Here is a 16,776-nt window from a genome sequence, read left to right on the forward strand (position 1 = left end):
GAACACGGCGGAACCGCTCCGCACGAGCTTTTCCAACAGATAGTGGAGAGATCACCTTGGTAGAGTACGTAGTTTCCCTCGATAAGCTCGGCGTCCACGATGTTGAGCATGTGGGGGGCAAGAACGCATCCCTGGGCGAGATGATCAGCAATCTGGCTGGCGCCGGGGTATCCGTTCCCGGTGGTTTCGCCACTACTGCGCAGGCCTATCGCGACTTCCTCGAGCAGAGCGGCCTCAATGATCAGATCCACGCCGCGCTGGATGCCCTCGATGTCGATGATGTCGCTGCCCTGGCCAAGACCGGTGCGCAGATCCGCCAGTGGGTGATGGACGCCGAGTTCCCCCCGCGCCTGGATGCCGAGATCCGTTCCGCCTTCGCCACCATGGCCGGTGGCAATGACAACATGGCCGTGGCCGTGCGCTCCTCCGCCACCGCCGAGGACCTGCCGGATGCGTCCTTCGCCGGCCAGCAGGAAACCTTCCTCAACATCCGTGGCGTGGACAACGTGATCCGTGCCGCCAAGGAAGTCTTCGCTTCCCTCTTCAACGACCGCGCCATCGCCTACCGCGTGCACCAGGGTTTCGACCACAAGCTGGTCGCCCTGTCCGCCGGCGTGCAGCGCATGGTGCGCTCGGAAACCGGCACCGCCGGCGTGATGTTCACCCTGGACACCGAGTCCGGCTTCCGTGACGTGGTGTTCATCACCGGTGCCTACGGCCTCGGCGAGACCGTGGTGCAGGGCGCGGTGAACCCCGACGAGTTCTACGTGCACAAGCACACCCTGGAAGCCGGCCGCCCCGCGATCCTGCGCCGCAACCTGGGCAGCAAGGCGATCAAGATGATCTACGGCGACGAAGCCAAGGCCGGCAAGTCGGTGAAGACCGTCGACGTCGACCGCGCCGAACGCGCCCGCTTCTGCATCACCGATGCCGAGGTCACCGAGCTGGCCAAGCAGGCCATGATCATCGAGAAGCACTACGGTCGCCCGATGGACATCGAATGGGCCAAGGACGGTGACGACGGCAAGCTGTACATCGTGCAGGCCCGTCCCGAGACCGTTAAGAGCCGCGCCAGCGCCACCGTGATGGAGCGCTACCTGCTGAAGGAAAAGGGCACCGTCCTGGTGGAAGGCCGCGCCATCGGCCAGCGCATCGGCGCCGGCCCGGTGAAGGTGATCCACGACGTTTCCGAGATGGACAAGGTCCAGCCGGGCGACGTGCTGGTCTCCGACATGACCGACCCGGACTGGGAACCGGTGATGAAGCGCGCCAGCGCCATCGTCACCAACCGTGGCGGCCGTACCTGCCACGCCGCGATCATCGCCCGTGAACTGGGCATCCCGGCTGTCGTCGGCTGCGGCAACGCGACCCAGGTGCTGAAGGATGGCCAGGGCGTGACCGTCTCCTGCGCCGAAGGCGACACCGGCTTCATCTTCGAAGGCGAACTGGGCTTCGACATCCGCAAGAACTCCGTCGACGCCATGCCCGAGCTGCCGTTCAAGATCATGATGAACGTCGGCAACCCCGACCGCGCCTTCGACTTCGCCCAGCTGCCCAACGAGGGTGTCGGCCTGGCGCGCCTGGAATTCATCATCAACCGCATGATCGGCGTGCACCCCAAGGCGCTGCTGAACTTCGCCGGCCTGCCCAGCGAGATCAAGGACAGCGTCGAGAAGCGCATCGCCGGCTATGACGATCCGGTCGGCTTCTACGTCGAGAAGCTGGTCGAGGGCATCAGCACCCTGGCCGCGGCCTTCTGGCCGAAGAAGGTCATCGTGCGTCTCTCGGACTTCAAGTCCAACGAATACGCCAACCTGATCGGCGGCAAGCTCTACGAGCCGGAAGAAGAGAACCCGATGCTCGGCTTCCGTGGCGCCTCGCGCTACATCAGCGAATCCTTCCGTGACTGCTTCGAGCTGGAATGCCGTGCGCTGAAGAAAGTGCGCAACGACATGGGCCTGACCAACGTCGAGATCATGGTGCCCTTCGTCCGTACCCTGGGCGAAGCCAGCCAGGTGGTCGAGCTGCTGGCCAGCAACGGCCTGAAGCGCGGCGACAACGGCCTCAAGGTCATCATGATGTGCGAGCTGCCGTCCAACGCGCTGCTGGCCGAGGAGTTCCTCGAGTTCTTCGATGGCTTCTCCATCGGTTCCAATGACCTGACCCAGCTGACCCTGGGCCTGGACCGTGACTCCGGCATCGTCGCCCACCTGTTCGACGAGCGTAATCCGGCGGTCAAGAAGCTGCTGGCCAATGCCATCGCCGCCTGCAACAAGGCCGGCAAGTACATCGGCATCTGCGGCCAGGGCCCGTCCGACCATCCGGACCTGGCCAAGTGGCTCATGGAGCAGGGCATCGAGAGCGTGTCGCTGAACCCCGACTCGGTCCTCGATACCTGGTTCTTCCTGGCCGAAGGCCAGGCGTGACCTTCTAACCGCAACCAGAAGAAGGGCGGGCTGCAAACCCGCCCTTTTTCGTGCAAGTAGCATTCATGCAAAGCAGCAGTGATCTATTCCCCGTCGCGCTGATCAGCGCGGAACTCCGTGGCGACATCACGGAAGACGTCTATCGCCTCAAGCCCGGAAACAGCCCCGACTCCAGTGTCGAGCTGGTCATCACCCGGCTGGGGCTGCCCGGCCACGAGGAGCAGCGTGGCGTACCCGTGGTCCTCCTGCACGGCAGCTTCTCCAATCGTCGCTTCTGGTACTCGCCCAAAGGCCTCGGGCTCGGCCCGCACCTGGCCCGTGCCGGCTTCGACGTGTGGATCGCCGAGATGCGTGGCCACGGCCTGTCGCCGCGCAACCAGGACTACCGGCGCAACCGCGTCGCCGACTACGCGCGCTACGACCTGCCGGCCATCGGGGCCTTCGTCCGCGAACAGGCGGCGCAGGCGCCCCACTGGATCGGTCATTCCCTGGGCGGGATCACGCTTGCGGCGGCGTTGGGCGGTCATTACCTGGCGGGGGAGCACGTTGCGTCCGTCGCATTGTTCGGCAGCCAGATCAGTCGCGTCTACTGGCCCCTGAAGGTTCCGCCGGTGGAGTGGAGCGGACGCTTCCTGCTCAAGCGCCTGGCCGTGCTGTCCGGGCCTGGCCTCAAGCGCGGGCCCGAGGACGAGCCCATCGGCATCGGCCTGGAAAGCCTGCGCTGGCACGGCCTGTTCGGTCGCTTCGGCGATGCCGAGCGCGACTGGTGGAAGGGGCTCGCCGAGGTGAATGTGCCGGTATTGGCCGTCGGTGCTGCCGGCGACCGGCAGGACCCGGCCTGGGCCTGCCGCAAGCTGCTGGAGCAGTTCGGCAGCGAGGCGAAGCAGTTCCTCTGCCTGTCCCGAGAGAATGGCTTCGCCGACGACTACGGTCATATCGAGATGCTGGTCAGCAAGCATGCCCAGCAGGAGGTCTGGCCGCTGGTGGAGCACTGGCTCGGTCAGTTGCAGTTGCCCGGCTCGTTCGGCCAGGCGGTGCCCGCCGTCTGAAGCCCCATTCCAGGCGCTATGGCGCTGTGCTAAAGATGCAGGGGCCGTATCGAGGCGGAGGGTGCAGGCTCGTCGCGCTGGAGCGCCGGATCGATCAGCAGGATGGCCAGTGCGGGACTTGCCAGCCGAGTGGCCGTCAATTGCTGCTGATCGTCGGTGATCAGCAGGGCATCATCCTGGAAAACCCACGCCGGCGCAGGGGCGCGCCCTTGCACAACGGCACGCTCGAAGGTAGGGTGCTGCGCTGTTCCCGCCACGGGATCGCCTTCGATCCGGACAGTGGCCGCGCCCTCGATGCGGCCTGTTCGCCGCCGCTTCGGCTGACGCTGGCTCATGACGGTGATCGTGTCGGCCTCGACCTGTAAACCCATCAAGGAGCCTTGCCATGCAATACGTCACCCCTGATCTGTGCGACGCGTACCCGGACCTGGTGCAGGTCGTCGAGCCGATGTTCAGCAACTTCGGCGGCCGCGATTCCTTCGGTGGCGAGATCGTCACCATCAAGTGCTTCGAGGACAACTCCCTGGTCAAGGAGCAGGTCGACCTGCCGGGCCAGGGCAAGGTGCTGGTGGTGGACGGCGGCGGCTCCCTGCGTCGCGCCCTGCTGGGCGACATGCTGGCCGAGAAGGCGGCGAAGAACGGCTGGGAAGGCATCGTCGTATACGGCTGCATCCGCGACGTCGACGTCATCGCCCAGACCGACCTGGGTGTACAGGCCCTGGCCAGCCATCCGATGAAGACCGACAAGCGCGGTATCGGCGACCTCAACGTGGCCGTCACCTTCGGCGGCATCACCTTCCGCCCGGGCGAATTCGTCTATGCCGACAACAACGGCATCATCGTCTCTCCGCAAGCCCTGAAGATGCCGGAATGACCGGACGGGGTACTCGCTGAGGATGGTCGAGGAACGCAACGTACGCTGGGGGCTGGTGCACGCCTATGTCCTGGATGGCCGGGGTGGGGCGCGCTCCATCACCAAGGACGAGCTGGATGTCATCGAGCTGCAGGAACCGGAAAGCCTCTGGCTGCACTGGGACCGCGGCCACGCGCTGGCGCGCCAGTGGCTGCGCGAGGCCAGCGGGCTGAGCGAGTTCGCCTGTGACCTGCTGCTGGAGGAAAGCACCCGCCCGCGCCTGGTGAGCCTGCCGGAGAACCAGCTGCTGCTGTTCCTGCGAGGCGTCAACCTCAACCCGGGTGCCCAGCCCGAGGACATGGTCGCGGTGCGCATCTTCGCCGATGCGCAGCGCGTCATCTCCCTGCGCCTGCGACCGCTGCACGCCACCGACGAGCTGATCGAGCAGTGGAATGGCGGCACCGGGCCGAAGACCGCCTCCGAGGTGCTGCTCTACCTGGCCGAGCACCTGACCGACAAGGTCGATGCCCTGGTCGCCTCGCTTTCCGAGGAGGTCGACGAGCAGGAGGAGCGCTTGGATGCCAGCGAGCGCTACAACCCCGATCACGACCTGATGCTGCACATCCGTCGTCGCGCCGCCGGCCTCAAGCGTTTCCTGGCGCCGCAGCGGGACATCTATGGCCAGCTGATGCGCAACCGCATGAGCTGGTTCGCCGCCGACGACACCGATTACTGGAACGAGCTGAACAACCGCCTCACCCGCTACCTGGAAGAGCTCGAGCTGATCCGCGAGCGCGTCGGCCTGGTGCTGGAGTCGGAGAACCGGCGCATGAGCGAGCGCATGACCCGCACCATGTACCTGCTGGGCATCATCACCGGTTTCTTCCTGCCGATGAGCTTCATCACCGGCCTGCTGGGTATCAACGTCGGGGGTATCCCTGGTGCCGACGCGCCCTATGGCTTCGTCGTCGCCTGCCTGCTGATTCTCGGCGTCGCCGCGTTCCAGTGGTGGCTCTTTCGTCGCCTGCGCTGGCTCTGATGTGACCCGCTGATCGCTGGCCTCGTCTAGCCGACATATCCACGTGAGGTGCGCATGCACGATCCGTTCGAAGAATCCCTGCGGGACCTGCTCAAGCGTTCGTCATCCGAGCACGATGACAACGCCGCGCTGGGCCGCGTGCTCAAGACCGCCAACCGCCAGGTTGGCGTCGGCGACCTGTTCAGCCTGCTCGGCCATTGGGCCGAGGCACTGATGATCGCCCTCAACAACGGCTCGGCCCACGTGGCGCCGGTCTCTCGTCGTACCTCATCGAAACGCTCCGCTGACAAGGCTGATTGAACATGGAATTCGACCCCTGGACCCAAGGTATCGTTAACGCCATGACCACGGTGTGGACACCGGTGGCCGGCTTCATCCCGCGCCTGTTCGGTGCCCTGGTCGTGGTCCTGCTGGGCTTCGTCGTGGCCAAGCTGCTCGACACCCTGCTGTCCAAGCTGCTGGCCAAGCTCGGCCTCGATCGCCTGATGGGCGGTACCGGCCTGACCAAGATTCTCGCCCGCGTCGGCATCCAGGTGCCGGTCTCCACGCTGATCGGCAAGATCGTCTACTGGTTCGTGCTGCTGATCTTCCTGGTTTCCGCCGCCGAATCCCTCGGCCTCGACCGCGTCTCAGCCACCCTCGACATGCTCGCCCTCTACCTGCCCAAGGTGCTCGGTGCAGCCCTGGTGCTGCTGGCCGGCGTGCTCCTGGCGCAGCTGGTCAGCGGCATCGTCCGTGGCGCCGCCGAAGGGGTGGGGCTGGACTACGCCCACGGTCTGGGGCGCATCGCCCAGGGCCTGGTGATCATCATCAGCATCTCGGTGGCCATCGGGCAACTGGAGGTCAAGACCGACCTGCTGAACAACGTCATCGCCATCGTGCTGATCTCCATCGGCCTGGCCGCCGCGCTGGCGCTGGGCCTTGGCAGTCGCGACATCGCCGGGCAGATCATCGCCGGCATCTACGTGCGCGAGCTCTACCAGGTGGGGCAGGACGTGAAGGTGGGTGACGTCGAGGGGCAGATCGAGGAAATAGGCACGGTGAAGACCATCATCCTCACCGACGAGGGCGACCTCGTGTCGGTGTCCAACCGGACATTGCTCGACCAGCGGGTAACGAGCCGCTAACGCGGCTCCTCAACCCTTGCTAATGTATGCCGCCATAGCGGAGCGCTGCCTCGCGTTCCGGCGGCTCCTGACCTGACTGTCGGCCCGACCCGTTTTGAACAAGCCCCAATCGCTTTCCTTGCGCTACGACCCTCGCGAGCTCTCCGATGAAGAGCTGGTGGAGCGCGCCCATGTCGAGCTGTTTCATGTCACGCGCGCCTATGAAGAACTCATGCGTCGCTACCAGCGCACCCTGTTCAACGTCTGTGCCCGATATTTGGGGAACGAACGAGACGCCGACGATGTCTGTCAGGAGGTGATGCTGAAGGTGCTGTATGGATTGAAGAACTTCGAAGGGAAGTCCAAGTTCAAGACATGGCTCTATAGCATCACGTATAACGAATGCATTACCCAATATCGGAAAGAGCGTCGTAAACGTCGCTTACTTGATGCCTTGAGTCTCGATCCTCTCGAGGAGGCCTCGGAGGAGAAGGCACCCAAGCTCGAAGAGCGTGGGGGCCTTGAAAGATGGCTGGTGCATGTGAACCCGATCGATCGTGAAATCCTGGTGCTGCGCTTTGTCGCAGAACTGGAATTTCAGGAAATTGCTGACATTATGCATATGGGTCTGAGCGCGACGAAGATGCGTTACAAGCGCGCGCTGGATCGCTTGAGAGAAAAATTTTCAGGTCTGACCGAAACTTAGTTGGGCAAAATTAATCTCTTAGATCAGCGAGTTCTGGTAAACTTGCCGACCAAGTTGTCTTCCGAGATTGTTCGACAACTTACTGACAACCAAGATGGGGATTTACGGATGAAACTGAAAAACACCTTAGGCGTAGCCGTTGGCTCTCTCGTTGCCGCATTTTCTCTGAACGCGCTGGCGCAAGGCCAAGGCGCTGTCGAGGTGGAGGCTTTCGGCAAGCGCTACTTCACCGACAGCTCGCGTGATCTGTCCAACGGCAACCTGTTCGGTGGTTCGGTTGGTTACTACCTCACTGACGACGTCGAACTGGCTCTGTCCTATGGCGAGTTTCACGACATTCGTTCCGAAAACGACACCGGTAACAAGAACATCAAGGGCAGCCAGGCTGGCCTCGATGCCATCTACCACTTCGGCACCCCGGGTGTCGGCCTGCGCCCGTACGTTTCCGCTGGCTTCGCTCACCAGAGCATCAGCAACGTGCCGGCCCGTACCGGTCGTGACCACAGCACCTTCGCCAACATCGGCACCGGCCTGAAGTACTACTTCACCGAGAACTTCTACGCCAAAGCCGGCCTGGACGGCATGTACAACATCGATGTGGGCGAGTCCGAGTGGGCCGCTGGCGTAGGTGTTGGCGTGAACTTCGGTGGTGGCTCCAAGCCCGCTGCCGAGCCGGCCCCGGCTCCGGTTGCCGAAGTCTGCTCCGACAGCGACAACGACGGCGTCTGCGACAACGTCGACAAGTGCCCGGACACCCCGGCCAACGTCACCGTTGACGCCGATGGCTGCCCGGCCGTTGCCGAAGTGGTTCGCGTCGAGCTGGACGTCAAGTTCGACTTCGACAAGTCCAAGGTCAAAGAAGAAAGCTACGGCGACATCAAGAACCTGGCTGACTTCATGAACCAGTACCCGTCGACCACCACCACCGTTGAAGGCCACACCGACTCCGTCGGCACCGACGCCTACAACCAGAAACTGTCCGAGCGTCGTGCCAACGCCGTTCGTGAAGTCCTGGTCAACCAGTACGGTGTAGGTTCCGAGCGCGTCAACTCGGTTGGTTACGGTGAGTCCCGCCCGGTTGCCGACAACGCCACCGACGCTGGCCGCGCTGTCAACCGTCGCGTAGAAGCTGAAGTAGAAGCCCAAGCCAAGTAATTGGTCTGAGCTTTGGAAAAACCCGGCCTCGGCCGGGTTTTTCTTTGCCTGGAGAAAAGTGCCGAGAGTCCTGGTTTGGCTCGTTGGGCCTCGCACGCTCGGCACCAACCTACAGGGAACACGTAGGTTGGGTAGAGGTACGAAACCCAACGTTGCGATGCCGAGCCGTGGAATGCCGCCCGATCAGGCGCTCAGCGCCTCGGACACTGCCACGGCCTCACCGGCCACCTCGCCGATCACCAGGATCGCCGGGCTCTTGAGCTGGAAGGTGCCGGCGTCGGCCTGCATCCGTGCCAGCGTGCTGCGGCATTCGCGCTGATGGGGCAGGGAGGCGTTCTCGATCATCGCCACCGGCATATCCGCCGCCATGCCGCCGGCCAGCAGGCCTTCACGGACCGCCGCCAGGCGCGCCACGCCCATGTACACCACCAGCGTGGTGCCGCTGCGGGCCAGGGCCTGCCACTCGGGTTCGCTGTCGTCCTGGGTGTGGGCGGTGACCAGGGTTACGCCCCGGCTGATGCCGCGCAGGGTCAGGGGGATGCCGCACTGTGTGGCCCCCGCCAGGCCGGCTGTGATGCCGTTGACCAGTTCGCTCTCTACCTCACGTTCGGCCAGCCACTGCGCCTCCTCGCCGCCCCGGCCGAAGATGCAGGGGTCGCCGCCCTTGAGGCGCACCACGTGCCTGCCCTGGCGTGCGTAGCGCAGCATCAGGCGATGGATGAAGGCCTGCGGCGTCGAGCGACAGCCCCCACGCTTGCCGACGCGGATCACCCGGGCGCCCGGGCAGTGCTCCAGCACCGCCGGGTTGACCAGGTCGTCGATCATCACCACCTCGGCGCCGTTGAGCACCCGCACCGCTTTCAGCGTCAGCAGCTCCGGGTCACCGGGCCCCGCACCCACCAGCCAGACCTTGCCATTCATGGGCGTCTCCTCAGGCGTTCACTGCGGTCGGCACCGGTGGCGCCGCCAGCATTCTCTTGATTTCCGGTACGCAGGAGCCGCAACGCGTGCCGCACCCCAATGCTTCTTTCAGCCCCGCCAGATCCAGCCCCTGGGCGATGCCCGCCTGCACGGCTTGCAGGCTGACGTTCATGCAGTTGCACAGGGTGCGATTGGCGCCGGCCGCAGCACTGGCACCTGGCGGTGCACTCAGGGGGGCCAGCAGCCAGCGCCGCAGTTCCGCGTCCATGCGGCCTTCCTGCCACAGGCTCTTTAGCCAGCCCCAGGCGGCGGTTTCGCCAGCCAGGCGCAGCGCAGTGATGCGCCCCTGCTCGATAAGCACGCGCTTGCCCACCGCGCGCTGCGGGTCGTCGTAACTCATCACCGGCCCCTGATCCAGTTGCAGCAGACGGTCGATATGCGCCAGTAGCTCCGTATCCGGTGCCTGCCCGTGGGCCGCGCGCAGCACCAGGGCAGGGCGCTCACGCCCGGCCAGGGCCAGGTTGGCGTAGGTGAAGGCCTCGCACAGTGGTCGGAGGGCTTCGAAGCGCGCTTGCACATCACCTTCCACCAGTACGAAGAGCTGCCAGGGCAGGTCTGCCCGCTCCACCTCGACACCGGCGTGCTTGAGTTCCGGCTGCTTCGAGAGCGGATCGCAGGCCGGCGTGGTCAGCACATTGACGCCCAGCCCCTTGAGGAAGCGATCGCCCCAGTGCATGGGCAGGAAGGCCTGGCCGGGGCGCAGGGCCTCGTCGCCCATGACCGGCACCACCAGCTCGCCGCGACGGCTCCTCACCCGCACCAGATCACCATCCTCGAGCCGGCGGCGGCGCATCTCCACGGGGTGCAGCCCCAGTTGCGCCTGCTCCACGTGGCCGAACAGCTGGGCGGCGGTGCCGGTGCGGCTCATGCCGTGCCACTGGTCGCGCAGCCGGCCTGTGTTCAGGGTCAATGGGTAGCGCAGTTCGCGGCGCTCCTGGGGGGCGAGGTAAGGGTCGGCGACGAACTGTGCACGACCGCTCGGCGTGGGAAAGCGGCCGTCGCAATAGAGGCGCGCTGTGCCTTGCCGGGCGCCGGCGGGGTAGGGCCACTGCTGCGGGCCCTGGGTGTCGATCAGGCCGTAGCCGATGCCGGTCAGGTCCAGGTCGCGGCCGGCGGTGAGCGGCTTGTACTCTTCGAACAGCGCTTCGGGGCCTGCGAAGTCGAACAGGCTGGGCTCGCCCGGGCGCAGGTGGTGTTCCAGGCGCCGGGCGAAGTCGCAGGCGATGGCCCAGTCCGGGCGCGCCTCGCCCGGTGCCGGTACGGCGCGGCGCACATGGCTGATGCGGCGCTCGGAATTGGTCACGGTGCCTTCCTTCTCGCCCCAGCTGGCGGCGGGCAGCAGCAGGTCGGCGTGGCGGCAGGTCTCGGTGGTGAAGAAGGCCTCCTGGACTACCACGAAGGGGCAGGCGGCCAGCGCCGCGTGCACCCGCTGCTGGTCGGGAAGGGACTGGGCCGGGTTGGTGCAGACGATCCACAGCGCCTTGATGCGCCCCTCGCCCACGGCGTCGAACAGGTCGATGGCCGACAGCCCCGGCGTCTCTGGCAAGCGCTCCACCCCCCAGTAGGCCGCCACCTCGGCGCGGTGTTCGGCATTGCCCGCCTCACGGTGGCCGGGCAGCAGGTTCGACAGGCTGCCCGTCTCGCGGCCGCCCATGGCGTTGGGTTGGCCGGTGAGGGAGAAGGGCCCGGCACCCGCTCGGCCGATCTGCCCGGTGGCCAGGTGCAGGTTGATCAGCGCGCTGTTCTTGGCGCTGCCGGCGCTGGACTGGTTCAGGCCCATGCACCAGAGCGAGAGGAAGCTCGGCGTGCGGCCGATCCACTCGGCGCAGCGCAGCAGGTCGGCGCTGTCGATGCCGCACAGCTCGGCCACCCGTGCCGGGCCGAAGTCGCGTACGCGTTCCTTGAGCGCATCGAAGCCTTCGGTGTGGCGTTCGATGAAGCGCCGGTCCACCCAGCCCTCCCACAGCAGGATGTGGAGGAGGCCGTGGAACAGCGCCACGTCGCTGCCCGGGGTGATGGCCAGGTGCAGGTCGGCCAGCTCGCAGGTGTCTGTGCGGCGCGGGTCGACCACGATCACGCGCATGTCGGGGCGCCTGGCCCTGGCTTCCTCCAGGCGGCGGAACAGCACCGGGTGGGCGAAGGCCATGTTGCTGCCGGCGATCAGCACGCAGTCGCTCTGCTCGATGTCCTCGTAGGAGCAGGGTGGCGCGTCGGCGCCCAGGCTGCGCTTGTAGCCGACCACGGCGGACGACATGCACAGCCGCGAATTGCTGTCGATGTTGTGGGTGCCCACCAGGGCGCGGGCCAGCTTGTTGAAGGCGTAGTAGTCCTCGGTCAGCAACTGGCCGGAGACATAGAAGGCCACGCTGTCCGGCCCGTGCTCGGCGATGGTCTCGGCGAAGCGGGCGGCGGCGTGGTCCAGCGCGCTGTCCCAGTCCATCCGGGTACGTGCCAGGCCCTTGCCCAGGCGCAGTTCCGGGTACAGCGCGCGGGCCTGGAGGTCGCCCGTCAGGTGCAGTGTGGAACCCTTGCTGCACAGGCGGCCGAAGTTGGCCGGGTGCGTCGGGTCGCCGGCGACGCCGAGGATGTGCGTGCCGTCGTGCTCGATCAGCACGCCGCAGCCGACGCCGCAGTAGCAGCAGGTGGAGGCGGTGGTCTGGCTCATGGCGAAGGCTCCCTTGGAGAGAAGGTCAGGCGCTCTGCAGAAGGCGCACCGGAACGCGCGCAGGCTCGGCGCGATGGGGGCCGGCGGCCGGCTCGACCGCCTGTGCGGCCACGGCCTCGCCGAACATCAGGCGATCGCGGATGCCGCTGATATCGGCATGCTCCTGCACCTGGCGGAAGTACCAGCCACCGTCGGCGGTGTCGCCGAACAGGCAGGCGCCCACCAGCACGCCGCCCCTGATCACCAGCTTCTTGTAGATGCCGCCGATGGGGTCGGAGAGGGTGATGCTCTCGGTGCCTTCGCCGCCCATGAAGTCGCCGGCGGAAAACAGGTCGATACCGGTGACCTTGAGCTTGGTGGAGACCACCGAACCCTGGTAACGGGCGAAGCCGAGCCGCGCCAGGTGGTTGGCGCACACCTGCGCCTGTTCGAACAGCGGCGCCACCAGGCCGTAGGCGATGCCGCGGTGGCTGGCGCATTCGCCGATGGCATAGATGCGCGGGTCGTTGGTCTGCAGGGTGTCGCTGACCAGGATGCCGCGCTCGCAGGGCAGCCCGGCGCGTTCGGCCAGGGCGATGTTGGGGCGGATGCCGGCGGCCATCACCACCAGGTCGGCGGGGATCACCTCGCCGCCGCGCACTTGCACCGCGCAGACGTGGCCGGTGCCGTGGTCCAGCAGCTCCTCGGTCTGGGTGCCCAGGCGGAAGTGGATGCCGCGCGCCTCCAGCGCCTGTTGCAGCAGGCGGCCGGCGGTGCGGTCCAGCTGGCGCTCCAGCAGCCAGTCGGAGATATGCACCACGGTCACCTCCATGCCGCGCTGGCGAAGGCCGTTGGCCGCCTCCAGGCCGAGCAGGCCGCCGCCGATCACCACCGCGTGGCTGCGGGTACGGGCGCTGTCGATCATCTGCCGGGTATCGGCGATGTCGCGGTAGCCGATCACCCCCGGCAGGCGGTTGCCCGGCACGGGCAGGATGAAGGGCGAGGAACCGGTGGCGATCACCAGGCGATCGTAGCCCGCCTCGGTGCCATCCTCGGCGATGACCAGGCGACGGCGGCGATCGATCTTCACCACGGTGCGGTTGAGCAGCAGGCGGATGCCGTGCCCGGCGTACCACTCCAGGTCGTTGAGCACGATGTCCTCGAAGGCCTGCTCACCGGCCAGCACCGGCGACAGCATGATGCGGTTGTAGTTGGGGTGGGGCTCGGCGCCGAACACCGTGATGTCGTAGAGATCCGGGGCGAGCTTGAGCAGCTCCTCCAGGGTACGGACCCCGGCCATGCCGTTGCCGATCATCACCAGCCTGGGTTTGTTCATGGTCACGCTCCTGCATGAATGCCGGGCAAACAAAAAAGGCGTCCCGCTGTTGCCAGCAGGACGCCTTTGTCCAAGTCCCGTTCTATCGGGAAAGTGCCATCTCTACGTTGAGGTGGGCGCTTTTGTAGATTGTGATCGAGTCTTTGCAGGGCCTGTGCCAACTCCTTCGGGCCCCGCTTTCCGGGGTTCCGCCGAGCCTGCACGGGGCGGGCGGGAGCCGCTGGCGCACCGCTTCGGGGCGGCGTGCCCGGCAACGGTGCGTCAACCGTGCAGGCAGAGCACCAGCAGCGCCAGGTTGCCCAGCAGGGAAAGCAGGGCGATACCGCGCCAGACCTTCAGCGGCTCGCGCTCCAGCAAGGGGCGCGGGTTTACCGACAGGGCCCTGCGCTCGCCCTGTTCCAGGGCCAGCAGCCATTCTTCTGCCGTCTCGTAGCGTTGCGTGGGCTCGCTGGCCAGGGCGCGGGCGAGGCATTCGTCGAGCCAGGCGGGCAGGTCCGGGCGGTAGCGGCTGGCGGGCGTCGGTGTGCCGAAGCGCGGGCGCTGGAAGGCCTCGATCTCGCCGAAGGGGTAATGCCCGGTCAGCAACCGGTAGAGGGTGACGCCGGCGGCGTAGAGGTCCTGGCGCGTGGTGGGCGGCGCGCCATCGAAGGCCTCGGGGGCGATGTAGCTGGGCGTGCCCGGCAGGCTGTGCGCCTCGTCCTGGGACAGGCCCGGGCAGTAGGCCAGGCCGAAGTCGAGCAGGCGCAGCTCGCCGTCTTCGCCGCGCAGCAGGTTCTCTGGCTTGATGTCGCGGTGCAGGATGTTGCGCCGGTGCAGCATGCCCAGGGCCTTGAGCAGGCGCGGGGCGAGGTCCAGCCAGTCGGTCAGCGCCAGCGGCCCATCCTCGCGCAGCTGCTGGGCCAGGGTGCGGCCCGGGTATTCGCGCTGCAGGTAGTACAGGTGCTGGCGCTGCGGCAGCGGATGCACCTCGGCGAAATGCCGTCCCGCCACGCGCCGCAGGAACCATTCCTCCTGCAGCAGTGCGGGCCCGGCGCCGGGGTCGGCGTGCCGGGCGGGCGGCAGGGTCTTCAGCAGCCAGGGTTGGCCGGCCTCGTCGAGCACGCGGTAGAGCAGCGACTGGCGCGACTCGACCAGCCGCCCCTGTACCCGCCAGCCCTCGAACAGCTGGCCGGGGCGCAGTTCCGGCGGCAGCGGCCACGCCTCCAATTGCGCCAGGGCGTCGGCCAGGCCACTGGGCGGCAGCCCGTCGACCCGTACCAGCAGCGCGCTGGCATTGTCCTGGCCGCCCGCCAGGTGCGCGGCGGCCACCAGGGCGCGGCTGGCCGCCCCGGGCTCGGGTTCGTCCTGGAGGATGCGCAGGATGCCGGCATCGCCCAGCACCGCCCAGATGCCATCGCTGACCAGGAGGAAGTGCTCGTCCTCCTGCAGCTCGCCCTCCAGGTAATCCACCACCAGGTGCTGGTCCAGCCCCAGCGCGCGCTTGAGCACGTGCTGCATGCCGGGCTGCTCCCAGACGTGGTCTTCGCTGAGGCGGTCGAGCTGGCCGGCGTGCCAGCGGTAGGCACGGCAGTCGCCGACATGGGCGAGGGTGAAGCGGCGGCCGCGCAGCACCAGCGCGGTGAGGGTGGTCAGCAGCGGCTGGCCGCCGCCGTTGGCCTGCAGCCAGCGGTTGTGGGCCAGCAGCAGGCGGTCGAGGGATTGCGCCACCGCCCAGGTTTCCGGCGTGGCGTAGTAGTCCAGCGCCAGCGCCTGCAGGGTGGCGCGTGCGGCCAGGCCGCCGTCGGCGCACTGGCTGACGCCATCGGCCAGGGCGAACAGGTAGCCCTTGCTGGCGGCCAGGGCCGGTGCGGGCGTCACCACCCGCAGGGCGTCCTGGTTTTCGCGGCGCGGGCCGATGGCGCTGGCCTCGCCGAAGCTCAGTTGCAGCCCCATGGCGCTCAGACGCGCGCCGCGGTGACGGCCGCCGAGCCCCAGGTGGTGCGCCAGCGCAGCTTCACGCCGTAGAGACCGAACCAGGCCAGCACGCCGAGGCTGGCGAACAGCCACAGGCCCAGCTGGTAGTCGCCGGTGTGCTGCTTGATGGCACCCAGGCCTGCGGTGAGGCAGAAGCCGCCCATGCCGCCGGCCATGCCGATGAGCCCGGTCATCACGCCCATTTCCTTGTGGAAGCGCTGCGGCACCAGTTGGAATACCGCGCCGTTGCCGGCGCCGAGGCTGAGCATGGCCACCACGAACAGGGCCAGCGCCGCCGTGGCGCTGGCGATGTGGAAGCCCACCGCCGCGATGCAGAGGGCGGCCAGGGTGTAGACCACCAGCAGGGTGCGGATGCCGCCGATGCGGTCGGCGAAGGCGCCGCCCAGGGGGCGCATCAGGCTGCCGGCGAAGACGCAGGCGGCGGTGTAGTAGCCGGCGGTCACCGGCTCCAGGCCGTACTGGTCGTGGAAGTAGCCGGGCAGGGTGCTGGCCAGGCCGAGGAAGCCGCCGAAGGTGACGCTGTAGAAGAACATGAACCACCAGCTGTCACGGTCGCCCAGGGCCTTCATGTAGTCGGCGAGGGATTTCGGCGCGGGGCGGTCGGGGGCGTTGCGCGCGGCCAGGGTGAAGATCGCCAGGGTCAGCACCAGCGGGATCAGCGCCAGGCCGAACACGTTGTTCCAGCCGAACAGCGCGGCCAGGCCCGGGGCGAACAGCGCCGCCAGCACGGTGCCGGAGTTGCCCGCGCCGGCGATGCCCAGGGCCTTGCCCTGGTGCTGCGGCGGGTACCACTGCGAGGCCAGCGGCAGCGCCACGGCGAAGGAGGCCCCGGCGAAGCCGAGGAACAGGCCCAGCAGCAGCGCCTGCTCGTAGTTGTGGATGCCCAGTTGCCAGGCGGTGAACAGCGCGGCGATCACCACCACCTGGCCGAACAGCCCGGCGGATTTCGGTGAGGTGCGGTCGGCCAGCAGGCCCAGCAGGAAGCGCAGCACGGCCCCGGCGAGGATGGGCGTGGCGACCATCATGGCGCGTTGCTGGGTGGTCAGCTGCAGGTCGGCGGCGATCTGCACGCCCAGCGGGCCGAGCACGTACCAGACCATGAAGCTCAGGTCGAAATAGAGAAATGCGGCGAACAGGGTGGGGGCGTGGCCGGCCTTCCAGAAACTCGTAGTCATCGAACACCTCATCTGCGTCAGGGGGCCGGAAGGGCGCGCCGCGGGACAGCCCCGGCGGTCGCACCCTCCCGGAACACGTCGCGCTCGTGGCGCTTCGTGCCACGGCCTTGGCCGTGGCTGGGTAGGGTGGGTCGCATGCGGGCGCCCGGATCACGGCACGCCTGCCGCCCCATCGCTGGGGCCGGAACGAAAAAAGCGCCGCGCACTGGCTGCATTTCTGCGCAGTGACGCGACGCTTTTGTCGTTCAGTGGGGCAACCGCCGTTGGCTACCTGTGCAGGCGATGGAGCAAGAGATGGGCCAAGCAGGGCACGGGGCGGGTCCCCCACGGGG

The 16,776-nt window shown here is 67.1% G+C and carries 13 protein-coding genes and 1 pseudogene; 8 read left to right on the plus strand and 6 right to left on the minus strand.

The features are described from left to right. Positions 1–56 precede the first annotated feature (56 nt). Both ppsA and DMX10_RS12990 read left to right on the plus strand, forming a co-directional pair. A complete protein-coding gene (ppsA, locus tag DMX10_RS12985) occupies positions 57–2,426 on the plus strand; it encodes a phosphoenolpyruvate synthase (protein WP_111261445.1) in 2,370 nt (789 codons plus the stop codon). A 65-nt stretch (positions 2,427–2,491) separates the two neighbouring features. Continuing rightward, positions 2,492–3,475, plus strand: coding sequence for an alpha/beta fold hydrolase (locus tag DMX10_RS12990; protein WP_111261446.1), 984 nt, complete (start codon positions 2,492–2,494; stop codon positions 3,473–3,475). Between the two features lie 29 nt (positions 3,476–3,504). Here the strand turns inward: DMX10_RS12990 and DMX10_RS32785 are convergent, their stop codons facing one another. Next, entirely contained in the window at positions 3,505–3,846 is a 342-nt protein-coding gene (locus DMX10_RS32785) for a hypothetical protein (RefSeq protein ID WP_158545601.1), read from the minus strand. Positions 3,847–3,860: 14 nt separating this feature from the next. On the opposite strand from DMX10_RS32785, the gene rraA reads away from it, so the two are divergent. The 6 genes from rraA (at position 3,861) to DMX10_RS13025 (ending at position 8,334) form a co-directional block, all read left to right on the plus strand. Further along, complete coding sequence (rraA, locus tag DMX10_RS13000; RefSeq protein WP_021220316.1) at positions 3,861–4,349, plus strand: ribonuclease E activity regulator RraA; 489 nt, start codon at positions 3,861–3,863, stop codon at positions 4,347–4,349. 22 nt (positions 4,350–4,371) lie between these two features. Next, positions 4,372–5,367, plus strand: coding sequence for a zinc transporter ZntB (locus tag DMX10_RS13005; protein WP_111261448.1), 996 nt, complete (start codon positions 4,372–4,374; stop codon positions 5,365–5,367). 54 nt (positions 5,368–5,421) lie between these two features. Next, the gene (locus DMX10_RS13010) at positions 5,422–5,667 is read left to right on the plus strand and encodes a CrfX protein (protein ID WP_111261449.1); all 246 of its coding nucleotides are present in this window, start codon (positions 5,422–5,424) and stop codon (positions 5,665–5,667) included. A 2-nt stretch (positions 5,668–5,669) separates the two neighbouring features. Then, positions 5,670–6,494 carry a mechanosensitive ion channel domain-containing protein gene (locus DMX10_RS13015; RefSeq protein ID WP_111261450.1) on the plus strand — a complete coding sequence of 275 codons (825 nt, stop codon included), beginning with the start codon at positions 5,670–5,672 and terminating at the stop codon, positions 6,492–6,494. A 94-nt stretch (positions 6,495–6,588) separates the two neighbouring features. Continuing rightward, the gene (gene sigX, locus DMX10_RS13020) at positions 6,589–7,179 is read left to right on the plus strand and encodes an RNA polymerase sigma factor SigX (RefSeq protein ID WP_021220312.1); all 591 of its coding nucleotides are present in this window, start codon (positions 6,589–6,591) and stop codon (positions 7,177–7,179) included. 108 nt (positions 7,180–7,287) lie between these two features. Beyond that, the gene (locus DMX10_RS13025) at positions 7,288–8,334 is read left to right on the plus strand and encodes an OmpA family protein (RefSeq protein ID WP_111261451.1); all 1,047 of its coding nucleotides are present in this window, start codon (positions 7,288–7,290) and stop codon (positions 8,332–8,334) included. Between the two features lie 183 nt (positions 8,335–8,517). Here the strand turns inward: DMX10_RS13025 and cobA are convergent, their stop codons facing one another. From cobA to DMX10_RS13050, 5 genes and pseudogenes are all read right to left on the minus strand, one after another. Beyond that, positions 8,518–9,255, minus strand: a complete 738-nt coding sequence (cobA, locus tag DMX10_RS13030; RefSeq protein WP_111261452.1) for a uroporphyrinogen-III C-methyltransferase — start codon at positions 9,253–9,255, stop codon at positions 8,518–8,520. Between the two features lie 10 nt (positions 9,256–9,265). Continuing rightward, on the minus strand, positions 9,266–11,980 hold the full coding sequence (locus DMX10_RS13035; RefSeq protein WP_111261453.1) for a nitrate reductase: 2,715 nt from the start codon (positions 11,978–11,980) through the stop codon (positions 9,266–9,268). A 115-nt stretch (positions 11,981–12,095) separates the two neighbouring features. Further along, positions 12,096–13,295, minus strand: a pseudogene (locus DMX10_RS13040) (NAD(P)/FAD-dependent oxidoreductase); the annotation flags it as partial. Between the two features lie 261 nt (positions 13,296–13,556). Beyond that, positions 13,557–15,227 carry a bifunctional protein-serine/threonine kinase/phosphatase gene (locus tag DMX10_RS13045; RefSeq protein ID WP_111261455.1) on the minus strand — a complete coding sequence of 557 codons (1,671 nt, stop codon included), beginning with the start codon at positions 15,225–15,227 and terminating at the stop codon, positions 13,557–13,559. 5 nt (positions 15,228–15,232) lie between these two features. Continuing rightward, on the minus strand, positions 15,233–16,444 hold the full coding sequence (locus tag DMX10_RS13050) for a nitrate/nitrite transporter (RefSeq protein ID WP_111261456.1): 1,212 nt from the start codon (positions 16,442–16,444) through the stop codon (positions 15,233–15,235). Positions 16,445–16,776 lie beyond the last annotated feature (332 nt).

This window comes from Pseudomonas sp. 57B-090624 (assembly GCF_003234055.1).
GTDB lineage: Bacteria > Pseudomonadota > Gammaproteobacteria > Pseudomonadales > Pseudomonadaceae > Metapseudomonas > Metapseudomonas tohonis.

Excerpts from the sequence above, each read along its gene's own strand:
- DMX10_RS13015 (WP_111261450.1), top strand. The coding sequence starts at position 5,670 with ATGGAATTCGACCCCTGGACCCAAGGTATCGTTAACGCCATGACCACG.
- DMX10_RS13025 (WP_111261451.1), top strand. The coding sequence starts at position 7,288 with ATGAAACTGAAAAACACCTTAGGCGTAGCCGTTGGCTCTCTCGTTGCC.
- DMX10_RS13010 (WP_111261449.1), top strand. The coding sequence starts at position 5,422 with ATGCACGATCCGTTCGAAGAATCCCTGCGGGACCTGCTCAAGCGTTCG.
- cobA (WP_111261452.1), bottom strand. The coding sequence starts at position 9,255 with ATGAATGGCAAGGTCTGGCTGGTGGGTGCGGGGCCCGGTGACCCGGAG.
- DMX10_RS13050 (WP_111261456.1), bottom strand. The coding sequence starts at position 16,444 with ATGACTACGAGTTTCTGGAAGGCCGGCCACGCCCCCACCCTGTTCGCC.
- DMX10_RS13005 (WP_111261448.1), top strand. The coding sequence starts at position 4,372 with ATGGTCGAGGAACGCAACGTACGCTGGGGGCTGGTGCACGCCTATGTC.
- DMX10_RS13035 (WP_111261453.1), bottom strand. The coding sequence starts at position 11,980 with ATGAGCCAGACCACCGCCTCCACCTGCTGCTACTGCGGCGTCGGCTGC.
- DMX10_RS12990 (WP_111261446.1), top strand. The coding sequence starts at position 2,492 with ATGCAAAGCAGCAGTGATCTATTCCCCGTCGCGCTGATCAGCGCGGAA.
- DMX10_RS32785 (WP_158545601.1), bottom strand. The coding sequence starts at position 3,846 with ATGGGTTTACAGGTCGAGGCCGACACGATCACCGTCATGAGCCAGCGT.
- rraA (WP_021220316.1), top strand. The coding sequence starts at position 3,861 with ATGCAATACGTCACCCCTGATCTGTGCGACGCGTACCCGGACCTGGTG.
- DMX10_RS13045 (WP_111261455.1), bottom strand. The coding sequence starts at position 15,227 with ATGGGGCTGCAACTGAGCTTCGGCGAGGCCAGCGCCATCGGCCCGCGC.